The 25,087-nt window shown below is 41.1% G+C and carries 26 protein-coding genes; 12 read left to right on the top strand and 14 right to left on the bottom strand.

The genetic code is table 11. The features are described 5' to 3' along the window. Positions 1-8: 8 nt before the first annotated feature. The 4 genes from MTP09_RS10950 to MTP09_RS10965 form a co-directional block, all read right to left on the bottom strand. The gene (locus MTP09_RS10950) at positions 9-296 is read right to left on the bottom strand and encodes a barstar family protein (protein ID WP_243548445.1); all 288 of its coding nucleotides are present in this window, start codon (positions 294-296) and stop codon (positions 9-11) included. A gap of 140 nt (positions 297-436) precedes the next feature. Beyond that, complete coding sequence (locus MTP09_RS10955; RefSeq protein WP_243548446.1) at positions 437-967, bottom strand: ribonuclease domain-containing protein; 531 nt, start codon at positions 965-967, stop codon at positions 437-439. Between the two features lie 77 nt (positions 968-1,044). After that, the gene (nadE, locus tag MTP09_RS10960; protein WP_243548447.1) at positions 1,045-1,833 is read right to left on the bottom strand and encodes an NAD(+) synthase; all 789 of its coding nucleotides are present in this window, start codon (positions 1,831-1,833) and stop codon (positions 1,045-1,047) included. Between the two features lie 6 nt (positions 1,834-1,839). Beyond that, entirely contained in the window at positions 1,840-2,373 is a 534-nt protein-coding gene (locus MTP09_RS10965; RefSeq protein ID WP_243548448.1) for a GNAT family N-acetyltransferase, read from the bottom strand. Positions 2,374-2,417: 44 nt separating this feature from the next. Here MTP09_RS10965 and gldB point away from each other — a divergent pair, with 44 nt between their 5' ends. Further along, positions 2,418-3,398 carry a gliding motility lipoprotein GldB gene (gene gldB, locus MTP09_RS10970; protein ID WP_243548449.1) on the top strand — a complete coding sequence of 327 codons (981 nt, stop codon included), beginning with the start codon at positions 2,418-2,420 and terminating at the stop codon, positions 3,396-3,398. Positions 3,399-3,476: 78 nt separating this feature from the next. Next, positions 3,477-3,803, top strand: coding sequence for a gliding motility protein GldC (gene gldC, locus MTP09_RS10975; RefSeq protein WP_243548450.1), 327 nt, complete (start codon positions 3,477-3,479; stop codon positions 3,801-3,803). A 73-nt stretch (positions 3,804-3,876) separates the two neighbouring features. Here the strand turns inward: gldC and MTP09_RS10980 are convergent, their stop codons facing one another. Beyond that, the gene (locus MTP09_RS10980) at positions 3,877-5,319 is read right to left on the bottom strand and encodes a GLUG motif-containing protein (RefSeq protein WP_243548451.1); all 1,443 of its coding nucleotides are present in this window, start codon (positions 5,317-5,319) and stop codon (positions 3,877-3,879) included. A 176-nt stretch (positions 5,320-5,495) separates the two neighbouring features. Between MTP09_RS10980 and MTP09_RS10985 the strand changes: the two genes are divergently transcribed. The 3 genes from MTP09_RS10985 (at position 5,496) to MTP09_RS10995 (ending at position 9,026) form a co-directional block, all read left to right on the top strand. Further along, a complete protein-coding gene (locus MTP09_RS10985; protein WP_243548452.1) occupies positions 5,496-6,638 on the top strand; it encodes a cystathionine gamma-synthase in 1,143 nt (380 codons plus the stop codon). A gap of 136 nt (positions 6,639-6,774) precedes the next feature. Continuing rightward, the gene (locus tag MTP09_RS10990) at positions 6,775-7,695 is read left to right on the top strand and encodes an ABC transporter ATP-binding protein (protein ID WP_243548453.1); all 921 of its coding nucleotides are present in this window, start codon (positions 6,775-6,777) and stop codon (positions 7,693-7,695) included. Between the two features lie 14 nt (positions 7,696-7,709). Next, positions 7,710-9,026, top strand: coding sequence for an ABC transporter permease (locus tag MTP09_RS10995; RefSeq protein ID WP_243548454.1), 1,317 nt, complete (start codon positions 7,710-7,712; stop codon positions 9,024-9,026). Positions 9,027-9,110: 84 nt separating this feature from the next. On the opposite strand, the gene MTP09_RS11000 is transcribed toward MTP09_RS10995, so the two are convergent. From MTP09_RS11000 to MTP09_RS11035, 8 genes are all read right to left on the bottom strand, one after another. Further along, a complete protein-coding gene (locus tag MTP09_RS11000; protein WP_243548455.1) occupies positions 9,111-9,767 on the bottom strand; it encodes a porin family protein in 657 nt (218 codons plus the stop codon). A gap of 18 nt (positions 9,768-9,785) precedes the next feature. Continuing rightward, positions 9,786-10,658: a succinate--CoA ligase subunit alpha gene (gene sucD, locus MTP09_RS11005; RefSeq protein WP_243548456.1), complete on the bottom strand. Its 873-nt coding sequence runs from the start codon at positions 10,656-10,658 to the stop codon at positions 9,786-9,788. 85 nt (positions 10,659-10,743) lie between these two features. Continuing rightward, a complete protein-coding gene (locus MTP09_RS11010) occupies positions 10,744-11,646 on the bottom strand; it encodes a UDP-3-O-(3-hydroxymyristoyl)glucosamine N-acyltransferase (RefSeq protein WP_243548457.1) in 903 nt (300 codons plus the stop codon). 93 nt (positions 11,647-11,739) lie between these two features. Beyond that, positions 11,740-12,303: an elongation factor P gene (gene efp / locus MTP09_RS11015; RefSeq protein WP_243548458.1), complete on the bottom strand. Its 564-nt coding sequence runs from the start codon at positions 12,301-12,303 to the stop codon at positions 11,740-11,742. 207 nt (positions 12,304-12,510) lie between these two features. Beyond that, positions 12,511-13,299 (bottom strand): acyl-ACP--UDP-N-acetylglucosamine O-acyltransferase, encoded by a 789-nt coding sequence (gene lpxA / locus MTP09_RS11020; protein ID WP_243548459.1) that lies wholly within the window; start codon positions 13,297-13,299, stop codon positions 12,511-12,513. Further along, a complete protein-coding gene (locus tag MTP09_RS11025; protein WP_243548460.1) occupies positions 13,300-14,697 on the bottom strand; it encodes a bifunctional UDP-3-O-[3-hydroxymyristoyl] N-acetylglucosamine deacetylase/3-hydroxyacyl-ACP dehydratase in 1,398 nt (465 codons plus the stop codon). After that, complete coding sequence (gene lpxD, locus MTP09_RS11030) at positions 14,690-15,721, bottom strand: UDP-3-O-(3-hydroxymyristoyl)glucosamine N-acyltransferase (protein WP_243548461.1); 1,032 nt, start codon at positions 15,719-15,721, stop codon at positions 14,690-14,692. Before lpxD ends, MTP09_RS11025 begins: the two co-directional genes overlap by 8 nt. A gap of 183 nt (positions 15,722-15,904) precedes the next feature. Then, entirely contained in the window at positions 15,905-17,116 is a 1,212-nt protein-coding gene (locus MTP09_RS11035; RefSeq protein WP_243548462.1) for an HD domain-containing protein, read from the bottom strand. Between the two features lie 370 nt (positions 17,117-17,486). Here MTP09_RS11035 and porX point away from each other — a divergent pair, with 370 nt between their 5' ends. The 4 genes from porX (at position 17,487) to MTP09_RS11055 (ending at position 21,066) form a co-directional block, all read left to right on the top strand. Continuing rightward, positions 17,487-19,028: a T9SS response regulator signal transducer PorX gene (gene porX / locus MTP09_RS11040; RefSeq protein ID WP_243548463.1), complete on the top strand. Its 1,542-nt coding sequence runs from the start codon at positions 17,487-17,489 to the stop codon at positions 19,026-19,028. Between the two features lie 444 nt (positions 19,029-19,472). Next, positions 19,473-20,243 carry an exodeoxyribonuclease III gene (locus MTP09_RS11045; RefSeq protein WP_243548464.1) on the top strand — a complete coding sequence of 257 codons (771 nt, stop codon included), beginning with the start codon at positions 19,473-19,475 and terminating at the stop codon, positions 20,241-20,243. Positions 20,244-20,278: 35 nt separating this feature from the next. After that, the gene (locus MTP09_RS11050) at positions 20,279-20,842 is read left to right on the top strand and encodes a hypothetical protein (protein ID WP_243548465.1); all 564 of its coding nucleotides are present in this window, start codon (positions 20,279-20,281) and stop codon (positions 20,840-20,842) included. Continuing rightward, positions 20,839-21,066 (top strand): hypothetical protein, encoded by a 228-nt coding sequence (locus MTP09_RS11055; RefSeq protein ID WP_243548466.1) that lies wholly within the window; start codon positions 20,839-20,841, stop codon positions 21,064-21,066. Before MTP09_RS11050 ends, MTP09_RS11055 begins: the two co-directional genes overlap by 4 nt. 199 nt (positions 21,067-21,265) lie before the next feature. Here the strand turns inward: MTP09_RS11055 and MTP09_RS11060 are convergent, their stop codons facing one another. Further along, positions 21,266-21,649, bottom strand: coding sequence for a c-type cytochrome (locus MTP09_RS11060; RefSeq protein ID WP_243548467.1), 384 nt, complete (start codon positions 21,647-21,649; stop codon positions 21,266-21,268). 144 nt (positions 21,650-21,793) lie between these two features. Between MTP09_RS11060 and MTP09_RS11065 the strand changes: the two genes are divergently transcribed. The 3 genes from MTP09_RS11065 (at position 21,794) to MTP09_RS11075 (ending at position 25,078) form a co-directional block, all read left to right on the top strand. Beyond that, positions 21,794-22,288: a c-type cytochrome gene (locus MTP09_RS11065; RefSeq protein WP_243548468.1), complete on the top strand. Its 495-nt coding sequence runs from the start codon at positions 21,794-21,796 to the stop codon at positions 22,286-22,288. Positions 22,289-22,355: 67 nt separating this feature from the next. Continuing rightward, positions 22,356-24,350: a Sec-dependent nitrous-oxide reductase gene (gene nosZ / locus MTP09_RS11070; protein ID WP_243548469.1), complete on the top strand. Its 1,995-nt coding sequence runs from the start codon at positions 22,356-22,358 to the stop codon at positions 24,348-24,350. 140 nt (positions 24,351-24,490) lie between these two features. Continuing rightward, on the top strand, positions 24,491-25,078 hold the full coding sequence (locus MTP09_RS11075) for a hypothetical protein (protein WP_243548470.1): 588 nt from the start codon (positions 24,491-24,493) through the stop codon (positions 25,076-25,078). Positions 25,079-25,087 lie beyond the last annotated feature (9 nt).

Here is a 25,087-nt window from a genome sequence, read left to right on the forward strand (position 1 = left end):
ATTCTTCACTACTCCTCATCCTCATACTGCTCCAGATAATAAGTAAAGGTAAAATCATCCAGCTCGTCATCGGCATCTTCGAGCGTCGTCAGCAAATCCTCGAAAGTTTCCAGCTGCTCCACACTCATATTCACAAACTCGATGTGAAGCGGAAGTTCCACAAATCCCGTGATGGAATCAAAAAGCGCGTCGAGGTTGTCTCCAAAATAATCGGGAAGCGCGAGCTTCTCTTTTAACTGGGTATAGAAATCTTCGTAATCGCCGATGTCGGTAAAGTCGATGTATATTTCTTTCATGTTGGTTTGAGGGTATTTGAGGTGGTTTGATGTTGTTTGAAGTGGTTTGAGATGGTTTGAGATGGTTTGAAGTGGTTTGACAAAAGTGATCAGCGCAATTTCAAATTTATCAAATCCCTCAAACAATATCAAACAAAGAGTTATTGTTTCTGAAAAATTCTATAATGATCTTTAGTCAGCCACACGTCGCCGTTTTTGGTAAAGACGATTCGGTCGGCTTGTCGGTGCCCGCATTCGTAATTCACGTCTGCTTCGAAATATTGGTCACCTTTCGGCAATGTTTTTTCACGGTTCGAAAACCGGTCGCCGCCAATCACTCTTCCCGGCAATACATCGCAGAGGTTTCCTTTTGATGGAACCCATCCCTGGTTTCTTGCCTCAGATTTGGTGATGTAGTATTCTGGAAGTCGTCGGTTTTCCTTTACATAGGCGATGACTTGGGTTTCTTCCGCCAACTGATCGGTGCTGGAAGAATTCCGAGAATTCGCGGATCGGGAATTGCTCTTTCTAAAATCCTGATTTCTTTGAGGTTCATTCACCTGAACTTGCTGCGAAGATTCGGCTGGATTTTTCTTTTCAATTTTATAGTTGTTGAAAAGATACATTGCCAAAAATGCACTAAGCAAACCAATGATGAAGAAAAGGAAGAGTTTTACATTTTGTCTGTTCATTATTTATTGTATTTAAAGACCACCCCGTCAAAAATTTTCTGCGAAAATTTTCGCCACCCCTCCAAAGGAGGGGAATTTTATCGCCATTGTTCCGGGATATCGCAAATCGGAATCGGCTGGATCTTGTGTTGTGCGGCTTTGTTCATTCTTTTAAAAATCTGGTACACTTCCAAATCGCGTCCGCTGTAATCGGATTCGGATTTTGTGCCCCACTCTTTCTGGATTTTTTCCAGTTCGGGATAAGTAGCACCGATTTGCTGTTCGTCGGTTCTTTCCGCATCCCAAAGTCCGTCGGTTGGAATGGCGTTTTGAATCGATTCCACGAGATTCAGTGCTCTTGCCAATTCATAAACTTCTGTTTTGTAGAGATCGGCGATTGGCGACACATCTACTCCACCGTCTCCGTATTTGGTGAAAAATCCGATTCCGAAATCTTCAACCTTATTCCCTGTTCCGCAAACCAAAAGCGAATTAATCTGTCCGTAATAATACAGCGTCAACATCCGCAAACGGCTTCTGGTATTGGCAAACGCAAGTTTTTCGGCGGGGAATTCCTCATCCTTGACATCGAAAGTCTTGTAAAGTTCCTCGAACGCGGGAGTAAGATTTACGCTGATTGCTTTCGAATTGGGAAATCGTTGGGTGATATCGTTCATGTGTTCCCACGCTCGGTTGACCTGGTCTTCTTTTTGGCGAATCGGCATTTCGATCATCAAAAGATCGAGACCGGTCATCGCACAAAGTGTTGAAACTACGCCCGAATCTACACCACCAGAAACTCCGAGTACATAACCTTTTACGCCGGCTTTCGCTGCATAATCTTTCAGCCACGAAACGATATGGTCGATCACTTTTTCAGTTTGCATCTTTTCTTATTTTTCTAAATTATTTTTGAGTTCATACCAGTAGCATAAACCGTCGTGCTCCATAAATTCATCCGTTTTCTTAAATCCAAGTTTCTCTAAAGTATGAATTGATGAACTATTTTCGGAATGAGCGTGCGCGAAAATTTCGTCCAGTCCCATTTTCCCGAAACCAAAATTCAGCCATGCTTTTGCCGATTCGGTCGCGTAACCTTTACCCCAAAATTCTGGTAAAAACCGATATCCCAAATCGTAGAAACCTGTTCGATTGTTAATGGGTTCCGTAATCAGTTTTAATCCCGACCAACCGATGAGCTGTCCGCACTCTTTTTCGATCACCGCAAATCTGCCAATTCCGTTTTCTCTGTACTGATTTTGTATGATTTCTATGTTTTTCCGGGTTTCAGCAATATCACTTATTGGTTCCACACCCACATATCTCATCACTTCCGCATTTTTATCCAAAAGAAAAAGCCGTTCAGCATCATCTTTTTCAAGTGCTTTCAAGATAAGTCGCTCAGTTTCTATGGGTTCTATTTCCATTAATTTCAGTATTTTTGTAAACCTCAAAAACAGATGTAAAAATAATGAAGTTTTTTAGATATTTCCTGATTTTTTTGACCATCACTTTCACTTTCAGTTCCTGTAAAAAGGAGACCGAAAACCATTGGAAAACCGAAATCAAAAATCCGGCGGCAAAAGTGGAAGTGACCGATATTTCAAAAGAACTTTACGATCAGAACATTTCTTTGGAGCAATTTAAGCAGAAATATCCGTGGTTTCAGGGGACGGTTTCCGATGAAGATTTTTCAGCGAGAAGAGAAGATGAAGGTGAGCAGAAAATCTACAAGGAAGCAATCGCAAAAATCGATGTGGCTAAACTGAACCGCGAATTGACCGATCTTTTTTCAAGGATAAAAAACTACTTCCCTGAATTTAAGGAACCTAAAGTTTTCCTTTACTCATCGGCTTTACAAAGCGCGTTGGATCCCATTTTTCATCAGCAGGAGCAAAATTTTCTTTTCATCGACATTACCGGATTTATGGGCGAAAACAATCCCAACTACAAAGGAATGGACGAATATTGGCAAAAGTCGATGAACCCTCAGAATATTGTTCCAAAAGTTTCAGGAATTCTGGCAGAATATTTCGTTCCGAGAAATGCAGACCACCAGAAATTCATCGACGAGCTGGTTTATCAGGGAAAAATTATGACGCTGCAGGATGCGTTCCTCCCCGATTTCCCCGACTATCTGAAAATGAATTATACCCAAAAACAATACGAATGGGCACTTGGAAACGAAGCCAATGTTTGGAATTATTTTGTGGAGAACAACCTTGCCTTCAGTGACGACACTCGACTTGGCGAAAGATTCATCAAACCGGGACCGTTTTCAAAATTCTATACCGAAGTCGATAACGAGTCTTCCCCACAAATCGGAATTTTCACCGGATGGGAAATCTGCAGGAAATTCTACAGCGAACATCCGAACACAAAATTGACCGACTTCCTCAAAATGAATGCGCAGGACATCTTTAACCAAAGTAATTATAAACCAAAAAATTAATTTAACAATTTATCAATCTACCAATTTACCAATCGTAATTGTTACATTGTTAAATTCTTACATTGCTACATTAGAATTATGAGAAAAACCCAGATTACCATAGACGTCGAACTTGACGAAAACCACGTTCCCGAAAACATGACCTGGAACGCACAGGACGGCGGAATCGAAAAAGAACCCACGAAAGCTACCATGATTTCAGTGTGGGATGATAGAAAAAACGAGGCATTGCGAATTGATCTTTGGACAAAAGATATGCAGGTGGACCACATGAAAATGTTCATCCATCAGGTTTTACTGTCACTGAGCAACACTTATGAAAGAGCAACCGGCGAGGAAGACGTTGCCGACTGGCTCGAAGATATGGCGGAAGAATTTGCACAGAAAGCCGCGATTAAAATGTAATCGCTGTCTTACAATCAAAAAACATGCTGTTTCCAAATGAAACAGCATTTCTTTTAATGGGTAAAACTCGTCGCTACTTTCTGATGAATTTGTGCGCGCTTGTCTGATTTCCGGTTTGGAGCAGCAGGATATAGTTTCCTTTTGACAAATCAGAAAGGTTGATTTTTCCGCCAGTTAAGATTCCTGACTTCACGATTCTTCCTGAGAAATCGGCAATTCTGTAAGATGAAGTTTTTTCTTTGGAATCCACATAAATCAAATCAGTTACTACTGTCGGATATACGGTAACTTTCGCAGCTGAAGCCGTATTTGACGCTGACAATAATTCTTCAAAATCAAGAATCGGGTAACCGTCATTCTTAGAGGCATCGTAATACCAAACCGCAGTTGGTCTCGATGCGTTCAACAAATCTGCCAATTGCTGAGATTTCATTTCCGCTGTTGTTTTCCCTGTAATATCGTAAGTTGCAGGTGGACCTTCAAACATTCCCACTGCATCAAGCGGTGCATTCGTATAATCGGAATAAACATTTTCTACCGTCATAAACTGGGTGAAACCGGCGAAACCACCGCTTGCTGTGACATTCGAAACAGTTCCTGTAGAATATACATTTTTGGTAATCGCATTTGCTTGCGGCCCTCCGTAAAATCCACCCACTCTTTCAGAGGATGCGAAAACATCTGATCTTGTGTACGAATCAGTAATTACATTATCTCTACCCGGTCCAAAAGCCATCGTACTAAATCCTGCAAATCCACCCACGATGTATTGACCAGAAACAATTCCCTTTGAATATGATTTAGTAATGTTTGTCTTATCCCAAAGTGTTCCCACCAATCCGCCGATTTGGTTAACTCCCGTTACTGAACCTTCAGCTGACGAGTTGCTGATGGACGAATTGGTCAAAAGTCCGCCAACTAAACCACCCGCATTGTAGCCGGTTACAGAAATGTTTACATTTTTCGCGTGGCAGTTGTTCATGATACTGTTCGTAGAAAGATTGCCGACAATACTTCCAGTCGTATCTTTCGCAGAAATTGTCACGTTTTCGGCAGTGAGGTTCTCAATGCTTCCATTGAACATCTGACCAACAAAACCTACGAAATCTCCATCAGGAAGATTGATGAAGATATTGGAAACCTTTTTGTTGTTCCCCTTTATGATTCCCGAGAAAGGAAACTGATAACTTTTGCCGATCGGCATCCACAAATGCACCCCAAAATCAAGATCAGCACCGATGGTCACTGTTTTTCCGGCGAAATTATTTCCGGCATTCACAATTTTTGCCAAACCTGCAACCTGTGCTGCAGTGGTCAATGTAAATTCCGTCGCAGTACCGTTATACCACGATTCATCGGCATTGTCCTGCCACAAAGTCGTCGGTGCTTTCTGAAAAAATTCCTGATTTCCCGGCGAAACCGGCGTTAGAAAAGTTACTTTTTCGCCTTCGTTTGGCGCTTTTATATTTTGAGCGAAAACAACGCTCCCTGTGCTGACAGCAAAAGCCGCCAACATCAATTTTTCTTTGATAAAATTTTTATTAGATTAAGCGCCGAAAATACAACAATCCCGCAAAACGGGCAAATATTATTCAGCAAATAACAGTTCGGAGTTCCAAAATTCTGATTGCAAATTTCGCATCCCAATTCTTAATCTGCTATCTTTGCAGTTATTATTAAAAACATTCAGCAATGAACTTCAATACCAAAGTAATCCACGGTGGGCAACACCACGAATCGGCAACAGGTTCCGTAAATGTTCCTGTATTCCTAACCTCAACTTTTGCGCAGAAATCTCCGGGAATCCATTCCGGTTACGAGTATTCCAGAGCGGCAAATCCGACAAGACAGGCATTGGAAGACAGTTTGGCATCCATCGAAAACGGAGCGAGAGGTTTGGCTTTCGGTTCGGGACTGGCTGCGATCGACTGCGTTTTGAAATTACTGAATCCCGGCGACGAAGTGATTGCTGTAGATGATTTGTACGGCGGAACTTACCGTATGTTCACCCGACTTTTTGAAAAATACAATCTGAAATTTACCTTCGTAAATTTTGATGATGTTTCGAAAATTTCTGATCTGATTACGGATAAAACTCGCTTAATCTGGTTGGAAACCCCAACAAATCCTTTAATGAAATTGGTTGATATTAAAGCCGTAACCGATTTGGTGAAAGGAAAAGATATTTTGGTTGCAGTCGACAACACTTTTGCAACACCTTATATTCAGCGTCCGTTGGATTTGGGAGCAGATATCGTGATGCATTCCGCGACAAAATATTTAGGCGGACATTCCGATGTGATTGCAGGTGCACTGATTGCAAAAGATGCCGAACTGGGCGAAAAACTTCACTTCATCCAGTTTGCAAGCGGCGGAATTCTCGGTCCGCACGATTCTTATTTAGTTTTAAGAGGGATTAAAACATTGGCTTTGAGAATGCAGAGACATTCCGACAACGGTTACGAAATCGCGAAATACCTTGAAAATCATCCTGCAGTGGACAAAGTTTTCTATCCACGATTAAAATCCCATCCACAACACGAACTGGCTTTAAGACAAATGAGCGAGAGCGGAGGAATGGTTTCCTTCACCTTTAAATCAGGGAAAAAAGAAGACGCCATCAAATTCTTGGAAAGGTTGAAAGTCTTCACGCTGGCTGAAAGTTTGGGCGGTGTGGAATCTCTTGCGAATCACCCCGCATTGATGACTCACGCATCAATTCCTGCCGACAAACGTGCAGAATTGGGAATCAGCGACGACTTGGTTCGACTAAGCGTAGGAATCGAAGACAAAGAGGATCTGATTGCCGATTTGGAAAGAGCATTTAATTCATAAAAAACTTCCAATTTGATCTGCGAAAAAGACGGTACGGTTCCGTCTTTTTTACTTTAATTCAAGACAGCGAGTTGGTTCTCATAAAACACAACCGTAACTTTTAGACACATTTTTTTACTAATCAAGAAAAATAAAAATGCTTAAAGCCGAACACGTCACCAAAACCTATAACGCAGGAAAAAAACTCGCATTGGAAGATTTTTCAATCGACGTTCCGGAAGGAAGTATTTATGGGCTCCTTGGACCAAATGGTGCCGGAAAAACCACCTTCATCCGCATTATTAACCAAATTACGCAGCAGGATTCCGGCGAAGTTTTTATCAACGGTAAAAAACTGAATCCCGAACACATCAAAGAGATCGGCTACATGCCGGAAGAACGCGGACTGTATAAAAATATGACCGTGGGTGACCAGATTCTTTATTTCGGCGAACTGAAAGGAATGTCGAAAAACGACGCGCTGAATCAGGCAAAATACTGGTTCGAGCAATTGCAGATTGACCAGTGGTGGAAAAAGAAACTGAGCGAGCTTTCCAAAGGAATGGCACAAAAAATTCAGTTTGTTGTGACCGTTTTGCACAGACCGAAACTGTTGATTCTTGACGAACCGTTTTCCGGTTTTGACCCCGTGAATGCAAACCTCATCAAAGACCAGATCCTGAAACTGAAAAATCAGGGTACAACGATTATCCTTTCAACACACCGGATGGAAAGTGTAGAAGAGATGTGCGATTATGTCGCACTGATCAACAAAGCAAAAAAAGTTCTGGACGGAAAAGTTTTCGATGTGCGTGAAAAATTCAAGAAAAATATTTTCGGAGTGACTCTTTCTGAGGTGAATGACGCTAACTTCGATGTTTTCAGAAATCAGTTCAACATCGAGCATTTTTCTACCGAAAACCAGTTGCTATCATTTGACATTACCAACGGGAGCGAACAAAATGTTTTGCTGACCGAATTGATGAAAGTGGGAAAAATACGTTCCTTCGACGAAAGAATTCCAAGTATGAACGAGGTGTTCATCAATGCCGTTTCCAATGACGAAACCCACCATTAATTAAGAAAAAATTTATGAAAAATATATTTCTGATTACCCGCCGCGAATATCTGACGCAGGTCAAGAAAAAATCCTTCGTCATTCTCACTCTTCTGGCGCCGATTATGATGATTGGTTTTGGAGCGCTGATCGCTTTTATGTTTAAAGCCAACGAGAGTTCGAACACCTTCAATGTGATCGACAAGAGCGGAATATTTGTGAATGAATTGAAAAGCGACAAAGCAATCAAATATGTTTTTGTGTCGAAAGAAAATGAGAGAGCGCTCACTTCAACCTTAAAAGAAATGACCGGAATCGACGGATTGCTGATCATTCCAGAGCTCAAAAACAATAATTTCGACGAACTTGAAAATAACGCTCAGCTGCTGATCAACAAAAAAATCGGTTTCGACACTAAAACAAACTTGGTGGCGGATTTGTCGAGGATCATTAAGAAAGAGAAAATCAAAACCCTGGGAATTTCTGAAAATCAGATTAAAGACCTTGACAAGAATTTCAGTTTGAAAACAACCAACGTAGTCGATGAAAAAGGTGCGGATGACAGCTTGTCTTTCGGTGTAAAATCAGGATTGAGTATGGTTTTGATGTATGCTGTTTTTATGTTTATCATCATTTACGGAGTTCGTGTAATGCGGAGTGTTTTGGAGGAAAAAAACAACCGCGTTGTAGAAATCATTATCTCGTCGGTAAAACCTTTTGAACTGATGATGGGGAAAATTCTGGGAGTGACTTTGGTGGCATTAACGCAGTTCAGCATCTGGATAACAATGTCGGTAATTGGCGCACTTTTTCTGAATACAGGTTTTGGAGCAATGCAGTCCCAAATTCCGGGCGGTGAAGAATCTGCCGAAATGATCCAGAAGTTTGACTTTAAGCAGACCGCAACCGAAGTTTCACATATCTTGCTGGATATGAATTTCCCGTTGATTATTTTTGTCTTTATCGTTTTCTTTCTTCTTGGCTATATTTTTTACAGTTCAATGTATGCCGCAATTGGTTCTGCTGTTGATAATGAGACGGAAACACAGCAGTTTACTTTATTTGCGATCATTCCATTGATGCTGGGAATGTACGGTAGCTTCACGATCATGAATAATCCGGAAGGTCCGCTTGGTTTTTGGCTCTCTATCGTTCCGTTCACTTCGCCGGTCGCGATGATTGCACGAATTCCTTTTGGAGTACCGGTTTGGCAAATTGCATTGTCGATTATTCTTCTTTTGCTTTCAACGTTATTAATGGTGTATATCGCTGCAAAAATTTACCGCGTTGGAATTTTGAAGTACGGAAACAAAGCAAGCGCAAAAGAACTGTGGAAGTGGATCAGGAGCTAATTTGGCGGAATTGTCAACTGACTAAGTAAAAGAAAAAGCCCCGCGAAGTAATTCTTGCGGGGCTTCTTAGTATAAATGATCTCTTTAATCAAAAATATAGCTCAAACCAACACTCAGAACTTGTTCTGACTTCTTTTTGGCGAGGTTGGGATCCTTCATCAATCCGGGGTAGGTATTGCTTAACCCCAAATCGTAGCGACCGGTAAGTTCCAATTTTCTTTTATAAGAATAACCTAAGCCAAATCCAAGTGCAAAATTGAATGACGCAGCTTTACCGTGTACAAGCTCACCGTTGATCACCTGACCTTCTACCGTGTATCTTTGCGGTGCATTTTTGATAGTTTGACCTATTAAAAAATTAAATTTCGGACCCGCCATTGCAAAAAATTCTGATTCGGCTTCCGAAAAGAACCCTTTGAAATAGATGGGAACGCTGATGTAACTGTTTCCGTAAATGGCATTATAATCGGGTGAGTTTTTCGCGTTTTTATCTTTCCCAGATTCACCCGCTCCAAGATACTCCAGCTCAGGCTGAATATAAAACTGGTCGCTGCTATCAATAGGAATTACCGCCAAGAGTCCGCCATAAACGGAATATCTCGCTCCAGAAGGATTATGCGCATTACTCACTCTGGAATAAGTTGCTCCGCCAGTGATTCCGTATCTCGTGCTTCTGAAATCAATCTGTGCACTCAACATCAGGGAAGCCGACATTGCAATTCCGAAAACAATTTTTTTCATTCTATTTGTGTCTAATTTTTATCCCAAAACCTGGGCAACGGTCGAACCGATTTCTGCCGGTGAATCTACAACGTAGATTCCGTTTTCGCGCATGATCGCCATTTTCGCCTGTGCGGTATCGTCTGCTCCACCTACGATTGCTCCTGCGTGTCCCATTGTTCTACCTTTTGGTGCGGTTTGTCCCGCGATAAATCCTACTACAGGTTTTGTGGAACCGCTTGCTTTGTACCATCTCGCTGCTTCAGCTTCCAAGCTTCCGCCGATTTCGCCGATCATTACTACCGCTTCGGTTTCAGGGTCGTTGATGAACAGTTCGAGTGCTTCTTTGGTAGTGGTTCCGATGATTGGGTCACCACCAATTCCGATTGCGGTTGAAACTCCGTAACCTGCCTTAACAACTTGATCTGCAGCTTCGTAAGTTAAAGTTCCTGATTTGGAAACAATGCCTACTTTTCCTTTTTTGAAAACGAAACCAGGCATAATTCCGATTTTAGCTTCATCAGAAGTGATGATTCCCGGACAGTTTGGACCGATCAGTCGGCAGTCTCTGTCAGCAATATAAGATTTTACTTTTACCATATCCTCCACAGGAATTCCTTCCGTAATACAAACGATTACTTTAATTCCGGAATCTGCCGCTTCCATAATCGCGTCAGCTGCAAAAGCCGGCGGTACGAAGATGATGGAAACATTGGCTCCCGCTTTTTCCACTGCATCTGCAACGGTGTTGAAAACCGGTTTCCCCAAATGTTCAGAACCACCTTTTCCCGGGGTAACTCCACCCACAACATTGGTTCCGTACTCAATCATCTGACCGGCGTGGAAAGTTCCTTCATTTCCTGTAAAACCCTGTACGATTACTTTTGAATCTTTGTTTACTAATACTGACATTTTTTATTTTTTATAATTTATTCGTTGAATTTTAATATCTACAAAAATACTTAATAAAATTTGATTATTTTGAATTGGAAAGAATCTATTTCAAATTCTTAATCTTCACCTCTTTCCTTAAATAATCCCGGAATTCCTCGGCAAGCGGACCAAAATAGGTTCCTTTTTTCAGGTCGCGGTTCACACCGGATTTTGCAAGAAGAACGGTTCCGCTCGCGACGCGCACTCCTGAAGCCATCCCAACCTGTCCCCAAATCGTAACTTCATCCTCGATGATGCAACAACCTGCAATTCCGGTTTGTGACGCAATCAGCACTTTTTTTCCGATTACCGTATCATGCCCAATCTGGATTTGGTTATCCAACACCGAACCTTCACCAATAACGGTAGAATCGGTAACTCCGCGGTCAATCGTGCAACAGTTTCCGATTTCCACATTATTTTCGATAACGACATTTCCCACCGAAATCAACCGGTCGAAATTCCCGTTCAGCTTTCTGTAATAAAAAGCGTCACCTCCCACAACCGTATTTGCCTGAATAATGACATTGTCGCCGATTACGGTTCTGTCACCAATCACCACATTTGGAAAAATTATACAGTTCTTGCCTATTTTCACATCATTCCCGATAACTGCAGAAGGATGTATTTTGGTTCCGTCTCCAATTTCGGTATTGTGAAGCTCTTCGGTGAAGTTATAGATTCTGGTAAAATGCTGGTTAATTTTGTTAAAATCCCTAAAAGGATCATCCGAAATAAGCAGTGCTTTTCCTTCGGGACAATCCACTTCCTTGTCGATCAGTATTACCGTTGCAGGTGAATTGAGTGCCTTTTCATAATATTTCGGATGGTTCACGAAAACGATTTCACCCGGTTTCACCATATGGATTTCATTGGTTCCCAACACGGGAAAGTTCTCATCACCTACATATTTTGCACCGATGATCTCCGAAATTTGTTTGAGCGTTTGGGGATGTTTAAAAATCATTTCCTATTTGTTTAAAAAGTTTCAGGTTCCAAGTTTCAAGTTTTGACTTTAGTATGGAACTTGAAACACGAAACCCGAAACAAAATATTTGACTTATTTTACTCTTTCTAAGTAACTTCCGTCTTCGGTGTTGACCTTAATTTTATCTCCAGCTTCGATGAACAGGGGAACCATCACGCGTGCTCCAGTTTCTACAATCGCATTTTTCAAAGCGTTGGTTGCAGTGTTTCCTTTTACTCCTGGATCAGCTTCAACCACGTCGAGATAAACTGTCGGAGGAATTTCAGCAGAAAGTGGAGATTCGTCGGCTTCCTTCAAGATAATGGTTACCTCTTCTCCCGGCTTCATAAACTGTGCGTTTTCGATCATATCTTTGTTGATGTAGATCTGCGAAAATTCATCATTGTTCATAAAGTGGAAACCATTGTCGTCATCATAAAGGTACTGGAATTTACGGGTGATCACTTTCACCTCGTCAATTCTGTGACCTGCCGAGAAAGTATTGTCGATCACTTTCCCGTTGGTTACCGATTTTAGTTTAGTCCTTACGAAAGCCGGTCCTTTTCCAGGTTTCACGTGAAGGAATTCAATAACTTTGAAGATATCGTTGCTGTATTCAATACAAAGTCCTTTTCTGATATCGTTGCTTGTTGCCATCTATATATGTTTAAATTTTATTAAGTTTGAGGTTTGAGGTTTGACATTTGACGTTTGAAGTTTCGGGTTTTAGGTACTCACAATTTTTTCTATTTTTTTTATTTGAGTTCGTGAATGCTTCGCATTTCAAGTTTCAAGTTCCAGGTTTTAAGCACACTCCAACTCACCCACTCTCCAACTCACCTACACTCCGACTCACAGACTCTCCTACTCTTTCCCCGGTCCGTATCCTTTTACGATTCCGCGTGGTGAGTTTCTGATGAATTCCAGAATTTCGTCGCGTTCCGCAGTTGGGAGCATTTCTTTTTCGATAAAGCTTGACGCTTGAGAAACGTTCATTTTCATCTGGAAGATTGCCCGATAAATTTTCTGGATTTCAAATATTTTTTCGTTGGTAAAGCCCCTTCGTCTCAATCCCACGGAATTTATTCCCGCATAAGACATCGGCTCTCTCGCTACTTTGATGTAGGGTGGAATATCTTTTCTTACCAAAGTTCCCCCCGAAATCATCACGTGTTTGCCGATTTTTCCGAACTGGTGCACTGCGGAAAGTCCGCCCATTACCGTAAAATCTCCGATCTCAACATGACCCGCGATTCCACATCCGTTCACGATGATTACATTGTTTCCGATCACGCAGTCATGCGCGATGTGCGAAGTTGCCATGATCAGACAATCCTTCCCGATTTTGGTATAACCGAGCGCCTTGGTTCCACGGTTTACGGTAACACATTCTCTGATCGTGGTGCCGTCTCCGATAATTACTTGAGTATCTTCACCATCGAATTTCAAATCCTGCGGAATTGCAGAGATTACCGTTCCCGGAAAAATCCTGCAGTTTTTACCGATTCTCGCACCGTCCATGATAGTTACATTCGGTCCGATCCAGGTTCCTTCGCCAATTTCCACATCACCTGCGATGGTGGTAAATGGTTCTACGATGACGTTTTTCTTGATTTTCGCACGTTTGTCAACGGCGGCTAACTGATGTACCATTTAGTCGGGTTTGTTTTTAGCAACCTGGGCCATCAATTCTGCTTCTACCACTACGCTGTCGCCAACATAGCCAAATCCCTGCATGTGTACAATTCCTCTTCTGATGGGGGTTATGAGTTCGATTTTAAATACCATGGTATCACCGGGAACCACCTTTTTCTTGAATTTTACTTTATCAATCTTAATGAAATAGGTTGAGTAATTTTCCGGATCAGGAACGCTCGCCAAAACCAAAATTCCGCCGGTTTGCGCCAAAGCTTCCACCTGTAGAACTCCCGGCATAACCGGTTCTTTCGGAAAGTGTCCCACGAAAAACGGCTCGTTGAAAGTGACGTTTTTCAAACCGACCACATGCTTATCTGAAAGTTCCAAAACCTTGTCGATCAACAGGAACGGATAACGGTGCGGCATCAAACGCATAATCCCATTGATGTCGAACACCGGTTCTTTGTTGATATCGATATCGGGAACGTTTTTCTTTTTCTGAAGTTTCCACTGGCGGTTCAGTTTTTTTGCGAATTGGGTATTCACAAAATGGCCTGGTTTATTGGCAATCACTTTCCCTTTAATCTTAACGCCAACCAAAGCCAAATCACCGATCACGTCGAGTAATTTATGACGTGCTGCCTCGTTTGGGTAATTGAGCGTAAGATTATCTAAAATCCCGTTCGGTCGGATTGCGACATTATCTTTGTTAAAAGCTTTTTTGAGTTTTTCCGCAGTATCTGGAGTAAGTTCTTTGTCAACGTAAACAATCGCGTTGGAAATATCGCCACCTTTGATCAAACCTGCATCCAGAAGCATTTCCAGCTCATGAAGGAAACTGAAAGTTCGTGCGGTTGCAATCTCCTCCTTAAATTCAGAGATATCTTTTAAGGTCGCGTTCTGTGTACCGAGAACTTTCGTACCGAAATCCACCATCGTGGTCACTTCATAAGTATCGGAAGGAATAATGGTCAACTCCGATCCAGTCGCCGGATCCACATAATTGAGGACTTCCTTGATCACGAGATATTCTCTTGCCGCGTTCTGTTCTTCGATTCCTGCCTTTTCGATTGCTTCAACAAAGAATTTGGAAGAACCGTCCATAATCGGTGGTTCCGCACTGTTGATTTCGAGAATCGCATTGTCGATATCGCACCCAACCAACGCAGCGAGAACGTGTTCGCAGGTGTGGATTCTAACGCCCAATTTTTCAAGCGTAGTTCCGCGTTCTGTGGTTGTGACGTAGTTTACGTCAGCTTCCACATGAGGAGTTCCCTCTAAATCGGTTCTCACGAACACAAAACCTGTATTCTCTTTTGCCGGTTTCATCGTGAGCGTTACTTCATGACCGGTATGCAAACCGATTCCTGATAACGAAACCTCCTCTTTTAAAGTTTTTTGTTTATCACTCATTAGTTTTATCTTTTGAGTTGAGCTCAAGCGTATTAATTCTTTTTATAATATCGGTAAAATTCCTGAAATGCACGTAGTTTCTGCGGTATTCTCCTGCGTTGATTGCGGGTGAACCATACAGAATTTCGCCATCTTTAGCATTGGAATTCACTCCACTCTGCGCCTGGATTTTTACCTGATTTCCTATTTGAATGTGGCCTACAATTCCGACCTGTCCTCCGATCATATTCCAGTCGCCGATTACGGTGGAACCTGCGATTCCCGCCTGTGCAGCGATCACGTTGTTTTCACCAATTTTTACATTATGTGCAATCTGGATAAGGTTGTCGATTTTCGTGCCTTTCCCAATAATGGTCGAACCGATTGTTCCTCGGTCGATACTGCAGTTGGAACCGATTTCCACATTGTCGTGGATGACCACATTTCCCAATTGCGGAATTTTTTGGTAACCGTCCTTCGTGGGCTGAAAACCAAACCCGTCCGAACCAACCACTGTGTTGGAATGAATGATGCAGTTGTCGCCAATTGCACAATAATCGTAAATCCGCACACCGCTATATAACACGCAGTTCTTGCCGATTTTTACATTTTTACCGATATAAACGTGGGGATAAATCTGGGTTCCGTCGCCGATTCTCACTTTTTCTGAAACGCAGGTAAAAGCACCCACATACACATTTTCGCCGACCACTGAAGTCTCATGGAACACTGCGCCGTCTTCAATTCCCGATTTTCTACCCTGCATTTCTTTGTAGAGGTTCATCAGAATCTGGAACGAGAGATAGGCGTCTTCAACTGCGATGATGGTTTTGGAGTAACTTTCCTTGGTCAAAAGTTTTTCAGAAACGATGAGCACCGAACATTTCGAGGAGTCGATATAGTCTGCAAATCTTTCCTGGGCGACAAAAGAAAGATGGCCTGCTTCGCCACTTTCGATTGGGGAAACTCCCGTGATCACGGCATTTTCGTCCCCGATGATTTTCCCGTTGATAAAACCTGCAATTTGAGATGCACTGAATTCCATATCGTGCAAAGATAAGAAATTATGATTTACGCAAGATGTTTTCAGCGTTTTAGCCCTAAAATTTTTAACCAAAAAAAGCTGAAAAATGATTTTATTCGCTGTCGATCCAGGTTCGTGAAAATCACAACTATGAAACGAGATTGCTTTGACAACCTGTTCGTTAATTAATAGCAGATTTCAAAATCAGATTTCTCTTGGAAACGAAAGAATATACTTCGTGTTCAGCTGCGTAATTGACGAGGAAAGTATTTGATTTTCAGAATTTTCAAGTGTGATTTTTGTTCCGTTTTTCAGAAGCAGGTAAATCGGCTGTTTTTCGGAATTGTACGGAAGCAGACTTCTTGAAATTTCATCCACCAATTTATTTCCGTTTTCAATTCCAAATTTTTCATTGGTTTTTTCCACTTTTTCTTGAATAAATGCTTCATCAAAAGACTTCGATGAAATCATAGTTTTCGGGAAATTTCTCTGAATCACGCATTTACATAAATAAGACAAAATAAAATCCTCATTTTTCGTCCAAAATTTCATCGCCTGAATCACGTCGTTGTCGTCGAGTTCGGTAAATCTTCGGATGTCTTCTTCGGTAGCTCTCTCAAAATCGTTCTTGTAGAGAAAATATTTCAAATTTTCAGAAGCAGGTAAGTCTTTTCCGAGAGAAACGAGTTTTTTAGCTCTGTCTAAAATTTTAACCAATAGATGTTCCGCCAAAGCCGAAGTTTTGTGATAGTAAACCTGCCAATACATGAACATTCTCGCCGTGAGGAAATTTTCAATCGAGTAAATTCCTTTCGCGTCAATCACCAATTCATCATTAGAAACATTCATCATCGAAATGATTCGTTGCGTGTTGATATTTCCTTCGGAAACGCCGCTGTAGAAACTGTCCCGCTTTAAATAATCGAGTCGGTCAACATCGAGTTGGGAAGAAATTAGTTGGTTAAAAAACTTTCTATGATATTTTCCCTGAAACATTTCCATCCCCATTGAAAGTTCGCCGCCAAATTCCCCGTTCATTTTATTCATCAGCAAAAGCGACAGTTTTTCGTGATGCCAATCGTCCATCAACATATTTTCCAGAGCGTGGGAAAACGGACCGTGACCAATATCGTGCAACAAAATCGCCAACATCGCCGACTTTTCCTCTTCTTTGGAAATCGCGACACCTTTCATCTTCAACGTTTCCAGCGCGGTAAACATCAGATGCATCGCTCCTAACGCGTGATGGAATCTCGTGTGCGTCGCTCCAGGAAAGATCAAATTCAGCAATCCAGTCTGCGAAATCCTACGCAACCTCTGAAAATAGGCATGCTCAATGACATCGAACAAAATTTCGTGGGGAATGGAAATAAATCCGTGAACAGGATCATTGATGATTTTGAATTTGTTGGTCACGTTGTTATGAATGATAAGTGATGAGTGATGAATGATAATTGATTGAATGCGACGTTTGATGTTTAGGCAAATATAAACTTTTTATTATTCGGAATAGATGAGTTGGAAAAAGTTGGGAACCAATTCATAAACTGTCTTTCATACAAATAAAGTCAGTTGACTGACTTTTTTAATAGAAAATAAGTCAGTCGAGTGACTTATTTTTGATGATGACTTTTAATTCGGTATTCTGAAGATTTTAATTTAACTAAAATTTAACGTGCATTTAAAAAAATCTTGGCAAAATATGGTTGTATTTTTGATGACTTCTTTGGTGGCAAAATCTCTTGCTGTACCAATAAAATTAAACTAATAATATTAAAAGAAATATATGTCGAAACTGATTTGGATTGATGATGAAGTGGATTTGCTGAAACCCCATATCGTATTTTTAGAGAATAAAGGTTATTCGGTTTCGCCCGTAAACAATGTCAACGAGGCGCTCGAAATGATCGAGAAAGAAAATTTTCAGCTCGCACTCCTCGACGAAAATATGCCAGGAATTACAGGACTGGAAGCAATTCCGATGATTAAGAACATCGATTCTGCCATTAAAATTGTGATGGTGACGAAAAATGAAGAGGAGCTGATTATGGAACAGGCGATCGGTTCCCAAATCGCCGACTACATCCTGAAACCCGTGAATCCGAACCAGGTTCTGCTCTCGCTGAAAAAGAATCTTCATGAGGACACTTTGGTGGAGCAGAAAACGATTCTCGAATACCAACAGGAATTCCGCAACCTTTCGATGGAGCTTTCGTATTTGAAGACTTACCAGGAATGGGCGGAATACTACAAGAAAATTTTGAACTGGGAAATTAAGTTCGATAAGGTTTTCGACAACGAATTTTCGGATTTGCTGCAAAGCCAAAAAGAGGAAGCGAACATCCAGTTCTCCAAATTCATCGAAAGAAACTACGAAGACTGGCTTCATGGCGGCGACAAACCGATGATGAGCCATACTTTATTTAAAGATAAGGTTAAAGCCGAAGTTGAGAAGGAAAAAGTTTTGCTTTTGATGATCGACAACCTTCGCTACGACCAGTGGAAAGTGATCGAGCCGCTCTTCACAAGGTTTTATAACAAGACTTCGGAGGATTACTATTTCAGTATTTTGCCGACCGCGACTCAGTACGCGAGAAATTCTTTTTTTGCAGGATTGATGCCGTCGGAAATCGAGAAAAGGTTTCCGCAGTTTTGGTTCAACGACAATGAGGAAGGCAACAAAAACGAGCACGAAAGAGACTTTTTGGAGGACCAGATGAAACGTTTGGGACTGTCGTCAAAATCAATGAAATACCTGAAAATCCTGAACGCCGATTTCGAAAGGAAAATTTTCGACGATTTCAACCAGCATAAAAACAATGATTTGTTGGTGATCGTTTACAACTTTATCGATATTCTGTCGCACGCGAAAACCGACAATGTGATTGTGAATCAGCTCATTCGCGACGACAAGACTTTCCGCTCGCTCACCTACAACTGGTTTGAGAATTCTTCATTAATGAAAATCATCAAAGCGGCTGCAGAAAGTGGTTTCAAACTCGTGATCACTACCGATCACGGAACAATTTATGTGAAAAAACCAAGCAAAGTTGTGGGCGACAGAGAAACCTCGACCAACATCCGCTACAAAACAGGAAGAAGCTTAACCTACGAAAACAACGATGTTTGGGCCATTTCAAATCCTGAAAAGCTGTTCTTGCCTAAAGGAAATTTAAGTTCGAAGTATATTTTTGCTAAGAATAATATCTTTTTAGCATACCCGAAGAACTACAACCATTTTGTGAATTATTATAAAGACACCTATCAACACGGCGGAATTTCATTGGAGGAATGTATCATTCCGATCAGCATTTTGGAACCCAAATAGTTTTTTTTCATAGTTTATTTGATTTGGGTTTCTGGGCGGAAAAGATTTTTAATTTTTTCCGCCTTTTATTTTAAAAGTTTGACGTTTGGAGTTTCGAGTTTCAGGTTTACTCACAATTTTTTCTATTTTTTTTTATTTGAGTTCGTGAATGCTTCGCATTTCAAGTTTCAAGTTTCGCGAGACAGGGTTCAAGATTAGGGGTTCAAGTAATTTCTCGCATATTATTGGGATTTCGCAGATTTTTCGATATTATCCAAAAAACAATGCGACACAGAAGAGCGGGTTGATTTTCACATCATTATCTTTTAGTTATATAATTTGGGGAAAGCTTTAACCACCCCGTCAAAAAATTTTTTTAAATTTTTAGACACCCCTCCAAAGGAGGGGAATAGCCCGACATCAAATAAGAATACGTCAAGTGTAATTTTTGTCTATTTTTGAATTATGAAAATTATCTCCTACAACGTCAACGGAATTCGTGCCGCTTTTACCAAAGATTTTGTCGGTTGGCTGAAAGTTGCCGATCCAGACGTTATCTGCATTCAGGAAAGCAAGGCGGGAAACGACCAGATCGACATCGAAGCGTTTGAAAAAATCGGTTTCCACAGTTACTGGCATTCCGCACAGAGAAAAGGTTATTCTGGTGTCGGAATTGCTTCCAAGGTAAAACCCAACCACGTGGAATTTGGTTGCGGGATTGAGAGCTACGACAGCGAAGGAAGGATTATCCGCGCTGATTTTGACGGTTTCTCGGTGATCTCGGTTTATGTTCCTTCCGCTTCGAATATTGACCGATTAGATTTCAAGATGCAGTTTTGCTACGATTTCCTGGCGTATATCAAGAACTTAAAAAAGACCATTCCAAATCTGATTATTTCGGGAGATTTCAATATCTGCCACAAACCGATCGACATCCACAATCCTGAAGGTTTAAAGAATGTGTCCGGCTTTCTTCCAATAGAAAGAGAGTGGCTCACTAAATTTATCGACGAATGCGAACTGATCGACAGCTTCCGCTATTTCAACGATCAACCCGACAATTACTCGTGGTGGAGTTACCGCCAAAATTCACGTGAAAGGAACAAAGGTTGGCGTTTGGATTACAATTTCGTGTCGTATTCGTTGAAGGATGAACTTTTGCGCGCGGTGATTCTGAAGGAGGTTTTTCACTCGGATCATTGTCCTGTACTTGTTGAATTAACTGAAAATGGCTAATTGAGCGACAAAGATATTATCTAAGATTTGCAGCAATGAACACCATATTCCAGAAACTGAAAGAGGACCTAAAACAGCATCCAAGTATTTCTGGAACCTATCTGGGATTGGTTGAGGAATGGAAGAACAGCCATTACCAAAACTTAAGTGAAATCATCAACAATGAACTTTCTAAGAGTGAAATTCTAAAAAACGACAAGGCGTTTGAGTTGGGAAAAACCATTTCTTCGATAACTTTAAAACGTTTTTATGAGGACAAATTTTCTGAAAGCGCCAAAACCGACCTGCGATTCATCAAAACACTGGATAAACTCTGTATTTTCTTGGGGTATGAAAATCTGAACGAATTTATTTCGATGCAAAAAAGAAGTGGGACGGTCCAAAAACTCAATGATCAAACTTCTTCTCATGATGATTTCATACGGATCATTCAAAATTGCAGACAGCAGGAATTCGATTGTATAGCGAAGCTTCCCGAAATAAATTTGCTCCAAGTAAGTGAGTTTGTATTTGAAAATTCGCCGTATTACCAAAGAATCCGTGGATACTTGCATGACCTGCAAAAAGGGATTTCACCCTTATTACCAAAAACAACATGAGTAATTATGAGTTTATCGATATCAGTCTTCAATTAGAGGAAGAAGAAAGAAAAATAATCTCGACAAGTGAGTTTTGGAATCTTACAGTCCGGGACAGTAAGAACGACCACTATCATTACCACATCATGAATAACCAAACCTATTTTCTAAAGAAAATCGCCAATGTTTGGAAGATTTGGGACAATTACAACCCAAACACTCAGGAACTGGTTAAAATAAAATAAAGGCGACCCTCTCGAGAAACCCTTACTTTATTTTGTGTTGTAAGAACCTTTTTTAGTGATGCAAAATTATCGAAATTTCAAAAGGTAATCTATTTCAAATCAGAACTTATCTTAATCTCAAATCTTTCACAACATTTTCAAGACTCCAAAAAAAAAATCGGCCCTGAAAGAACCGACTAAAAGATATCTTTTATAATTTTTATTTTTTCAGGGTAAGAATGTACTCTACCATTTTCTTTGCTGTTTCCTTGCTCATTCCAGCGTGGGGAGTCATCGGGATTTCGCCCCAGTTTCCTTTACCGCCGTCGATGATCTTTCCTGCAAGCATATCAATATCGGCTTCGGTATATTTATCCGCCACTTCCTGGTAACTTGGTCCCACAACTTTGGCATCCACTTTATGGCAAGTTAGGCAGTCTGCACCTTCGATCAGCGCTAAACCTTCATGCTTTCCTGCAGCTGCGGAATCTACTGTTGCTACAGCTGGTTCCTCAAGCATCACGTTGCTTTCTTTTCCTGTATCCACTTTTTTACTGCACGAGATTACAGATAAAAAAACACCGACAATTAAAAATTTATTCATAACTTTAGCAAATTAAGTACGCAAATCTACTAAAAAATTTCTAATTTTAAAACTCACGACAAAAGTCATATTCACAGTATGACTGCGATCATATAACCTCACAATCAAATCTTGGTACTTTTGACCTATATAAATTATTAAAATATGAAATCCTTAAAAACAATTGCATTTGCAACACTTGCCTTCGCTTTATTTTCTTGCGGTGGCGACAAGAAAACAGACTCAATCCCAACTGCTTCGAGCGAGACCTCTGCAACCACAGAAACTACAACTACAGCTTCTGGACCTGCAGATTATGACCCAAAAAGAGGTCTTGGTCCGCACGAAAACGTGGATGTGAGCAAATTTGACCCTGCAATGGCAGCTGCCGGTAAGAAAATCGCTGATGTAAAATGTACTTCATGCCACAAACCAACAGAAGAAAAATTGGTTGGTCCAGGTTGGAAAGGCGTTACCCAAAGACAGACTCCTGAGTGGATCATGAACTTTATCTCTAACCCAGATCCGATGATCGACGTGGATCCTGAGTTACAAAAACAGCTGGAACTTTGTTTGGTGAGAATGCCTAACCAAGGTTTGAACGATACTGAGGCAAGAGAAATCTTGGAGTACATGCGAGAAATCGATGGTGCGAAGTAATTAAAATAAGGTTGCCGTTTCGTGGCGACCTTTCCTTTTACTATTGTAAAGACAAAACTCAAAATATATGAAGACTATTAAGAAATTTGGATTTGTAGCATTGGCTGCAATGGCTATCGTGGGCTGTAAACCGAAAGGTACCGAAACAGCGGTAAGCGGTGATGCTGCAGAAAAGGTGTATGTAGCACCTGGAAAACATGACGAAGTTTATAATTTCGTGAGTGGTGGTTTCAACGGACAGATCTCCGTTATCGGTTTACCGAGCGGTAGAACACTGAAGATTATCCCTGTATTCTCTCAACATCCTGAAAACGGATACGGATACAGCGAAGAAACCAAGCCAATGCTTGAAACTTCCCACGGTTTCGTTCCTTGGGATGACCAACACCACCTTTCTCTGTCTCAAACCAATGGTGAGATCGACGGAAGATGGCTGTTTGCAAACGCCAACAACACCCCGAGAGTTGCGCGTCTTGACTTGAAAACTTTCAAGACTGTTGAAATCCTTGAAATCCCGAACTCCGCAGGTAACCACTCCTCTCCTTTCCTTACCGAAAACACAGAGTATGTAGTTGCCGGAACACGTTTCGCAGTTCCTGCTGATGGAAAAGGTGACGTACCGATCGAGTCCTTCAAACAAAATTTTAAAGGATATCTTTCATTCATCGGTATTAATAAAGACAGCGGCGAAATGGACATTTCCTTCCAAATCGAAGCTCCTGGATTTAACTTTGACCTTTCTCACGCAGGGAAAAACAAATCCCATGGATGGTTCTTCTTCTCTTGCTACAACTCTGAGCAGGCAAATACACTCCTTGAAGTGAACGCGTCGCAAAACGACAAAGACTTCATCATGGCCGTAAACTGGAAAAAAGCGGAAGAATACCTGAAAGCTGGAAAAGGCAAGAAAGTTCCAGTAGAATATGCACATAACAAATGGGACGAATCCAAGCATATGGCGACTTCAACCATTAAGAAAGAAGTTACCGTATTGAGCGCGGAGGAACTGAAAGATATCTGCTATCTTATTCCTTGTCCTAAATCACCTCACGGTTGCGACGTTGACCCAACTGGTGAATATATCGTAGGTTCAGGTAAATTGGCAGCGTTGATTCCTGTTTTCAGTTTTGATAAAATTCAGAAAGCGATTGCCGCAAAAGATTTCTCTGGAGAATTTGACGGTATTCCTATCATTAAATACGAATCAGCTCTTCACGGCGAAGTTCAAAAACCAGGTTTAGGCCCTCTCCACACCGAATTTGATGGTAAAGGAAATGCCTATACTTCACACTTTGTATCTTCTGAAGTGGTGAAATGGGACATCAAGACTTTGAAAGTTCTTGACAGACAGCCAACTTTCTACTCAGTAGGTCACTTAATGGTTGTAGGTGGAGACTCTAAGAAACCTTACGGAAAATACTTGGTAGCTTATAACAAAATTACCAAAGACAGATATTTACCAACTGGACCTGAATTGACACAGTCCGCACAGCTTTTCGACATCAGTGGTGATAAAATGAAACTCCTGTTAGACTTCCCAACGATTGGTGAACCGCACTACGCACAAGCTGGACCAGCAGATTTATTCACCAAAAACCAGGTTAAGTTCTACAAAATTGCAGAGAACCAGCACCCTTATGCAACCAAAGGTGAAGCTGAAAGTAAAGTGGTACGTGAAGGCAACAAGGTACATGTCTATATGACTTCAATTCGTTCGCACTTTGCACCAGACAATATTGAAGGAATCAGAGTTGGCGACGAAGTTTACTTCCACGTGACCAACCTTGAACAAGACTGGGATGTACCTCACGGATTTGCAATCAAAGGTGCTAAAAATGCTGAATTGCTAATAATGCCAGGTGAAACCTGCACACTGAAATGGGTACCTGATAGACCAGGAATGTTCCCGATGTTCTGTACAGACTTCTGCTCCGCACTACACCAAGAAATGCAGGGTTACGTGAGAGTGTCACCTGCAGGAAGCAACACCCCACTCATCTATTCTTTGAACAATAAGAAAGATAATGCTCAAGGACCAGTGAAACAAGGTGAAACCAAATAAAACTATAGAAAGGGCGGTGTTTCACCGCTCTTTTTTCTTTCGCTGATTAATATCATTTTGTAATAAATATCACACAAGAATTCCAAGGAAATCTCTAAATTTATTAATCAAAATAATCATCAGCAATAAAATCTCAAACAATGAAAAATAATTCATTAACCAAGTTATCACGAGTTTTACTTGCAGTATGCGGTATCGCACTTGCAGTGAGCATCTTCACCCCAATCTGGTCCATCTACCTTAATGCACCGCAATATCCGGAAGGTTTGGCTATGTTTCTGCATGCCAACAAAGTTTCTGGCGAGTATGAAATCATCAACGGACTGAACCACTATATCGGGATGAAGGAAATCCATGCCGACGAATTCTGGGAATTTAAAATTTTACCGTATGCATTGGGCGGATTTGCACTACTTTGTCTGCTTGCGGCAGCTCTCAACAAAAGAGCGCTCCTTTATCTAGTTACAGGACTTTTCCTTTTGTTCGGAATTGGTTTCATGGCTGACTTCTACTACTGGCTCTACGATTACGGGCACAATCTGAATCCAAACGCAGCCATCGTAGTTCCTGGAATGTCTTACCAACCGCCATTATTTGGCTACAAACAGCTCCTGAACTTCGAAGTGTGGTCGTATCCGAACATCGGCGGGATTATTATGATCGCTGTTGCCGTAATTTTGTGTATCTTAGCATTTCTTGAATTTAGAAAAGCGAAAAAAGCTGCTTAACATTAAAAG

This window comes from Chryseobacterium suipulveris (assembly GCF_022811685.1).
Lineage (GTDB): Bacteria > Bacteroidota > Bacteroidia > Flavobacteriales > Weeksellaceae > Kaistella > Kaistella suipulveris.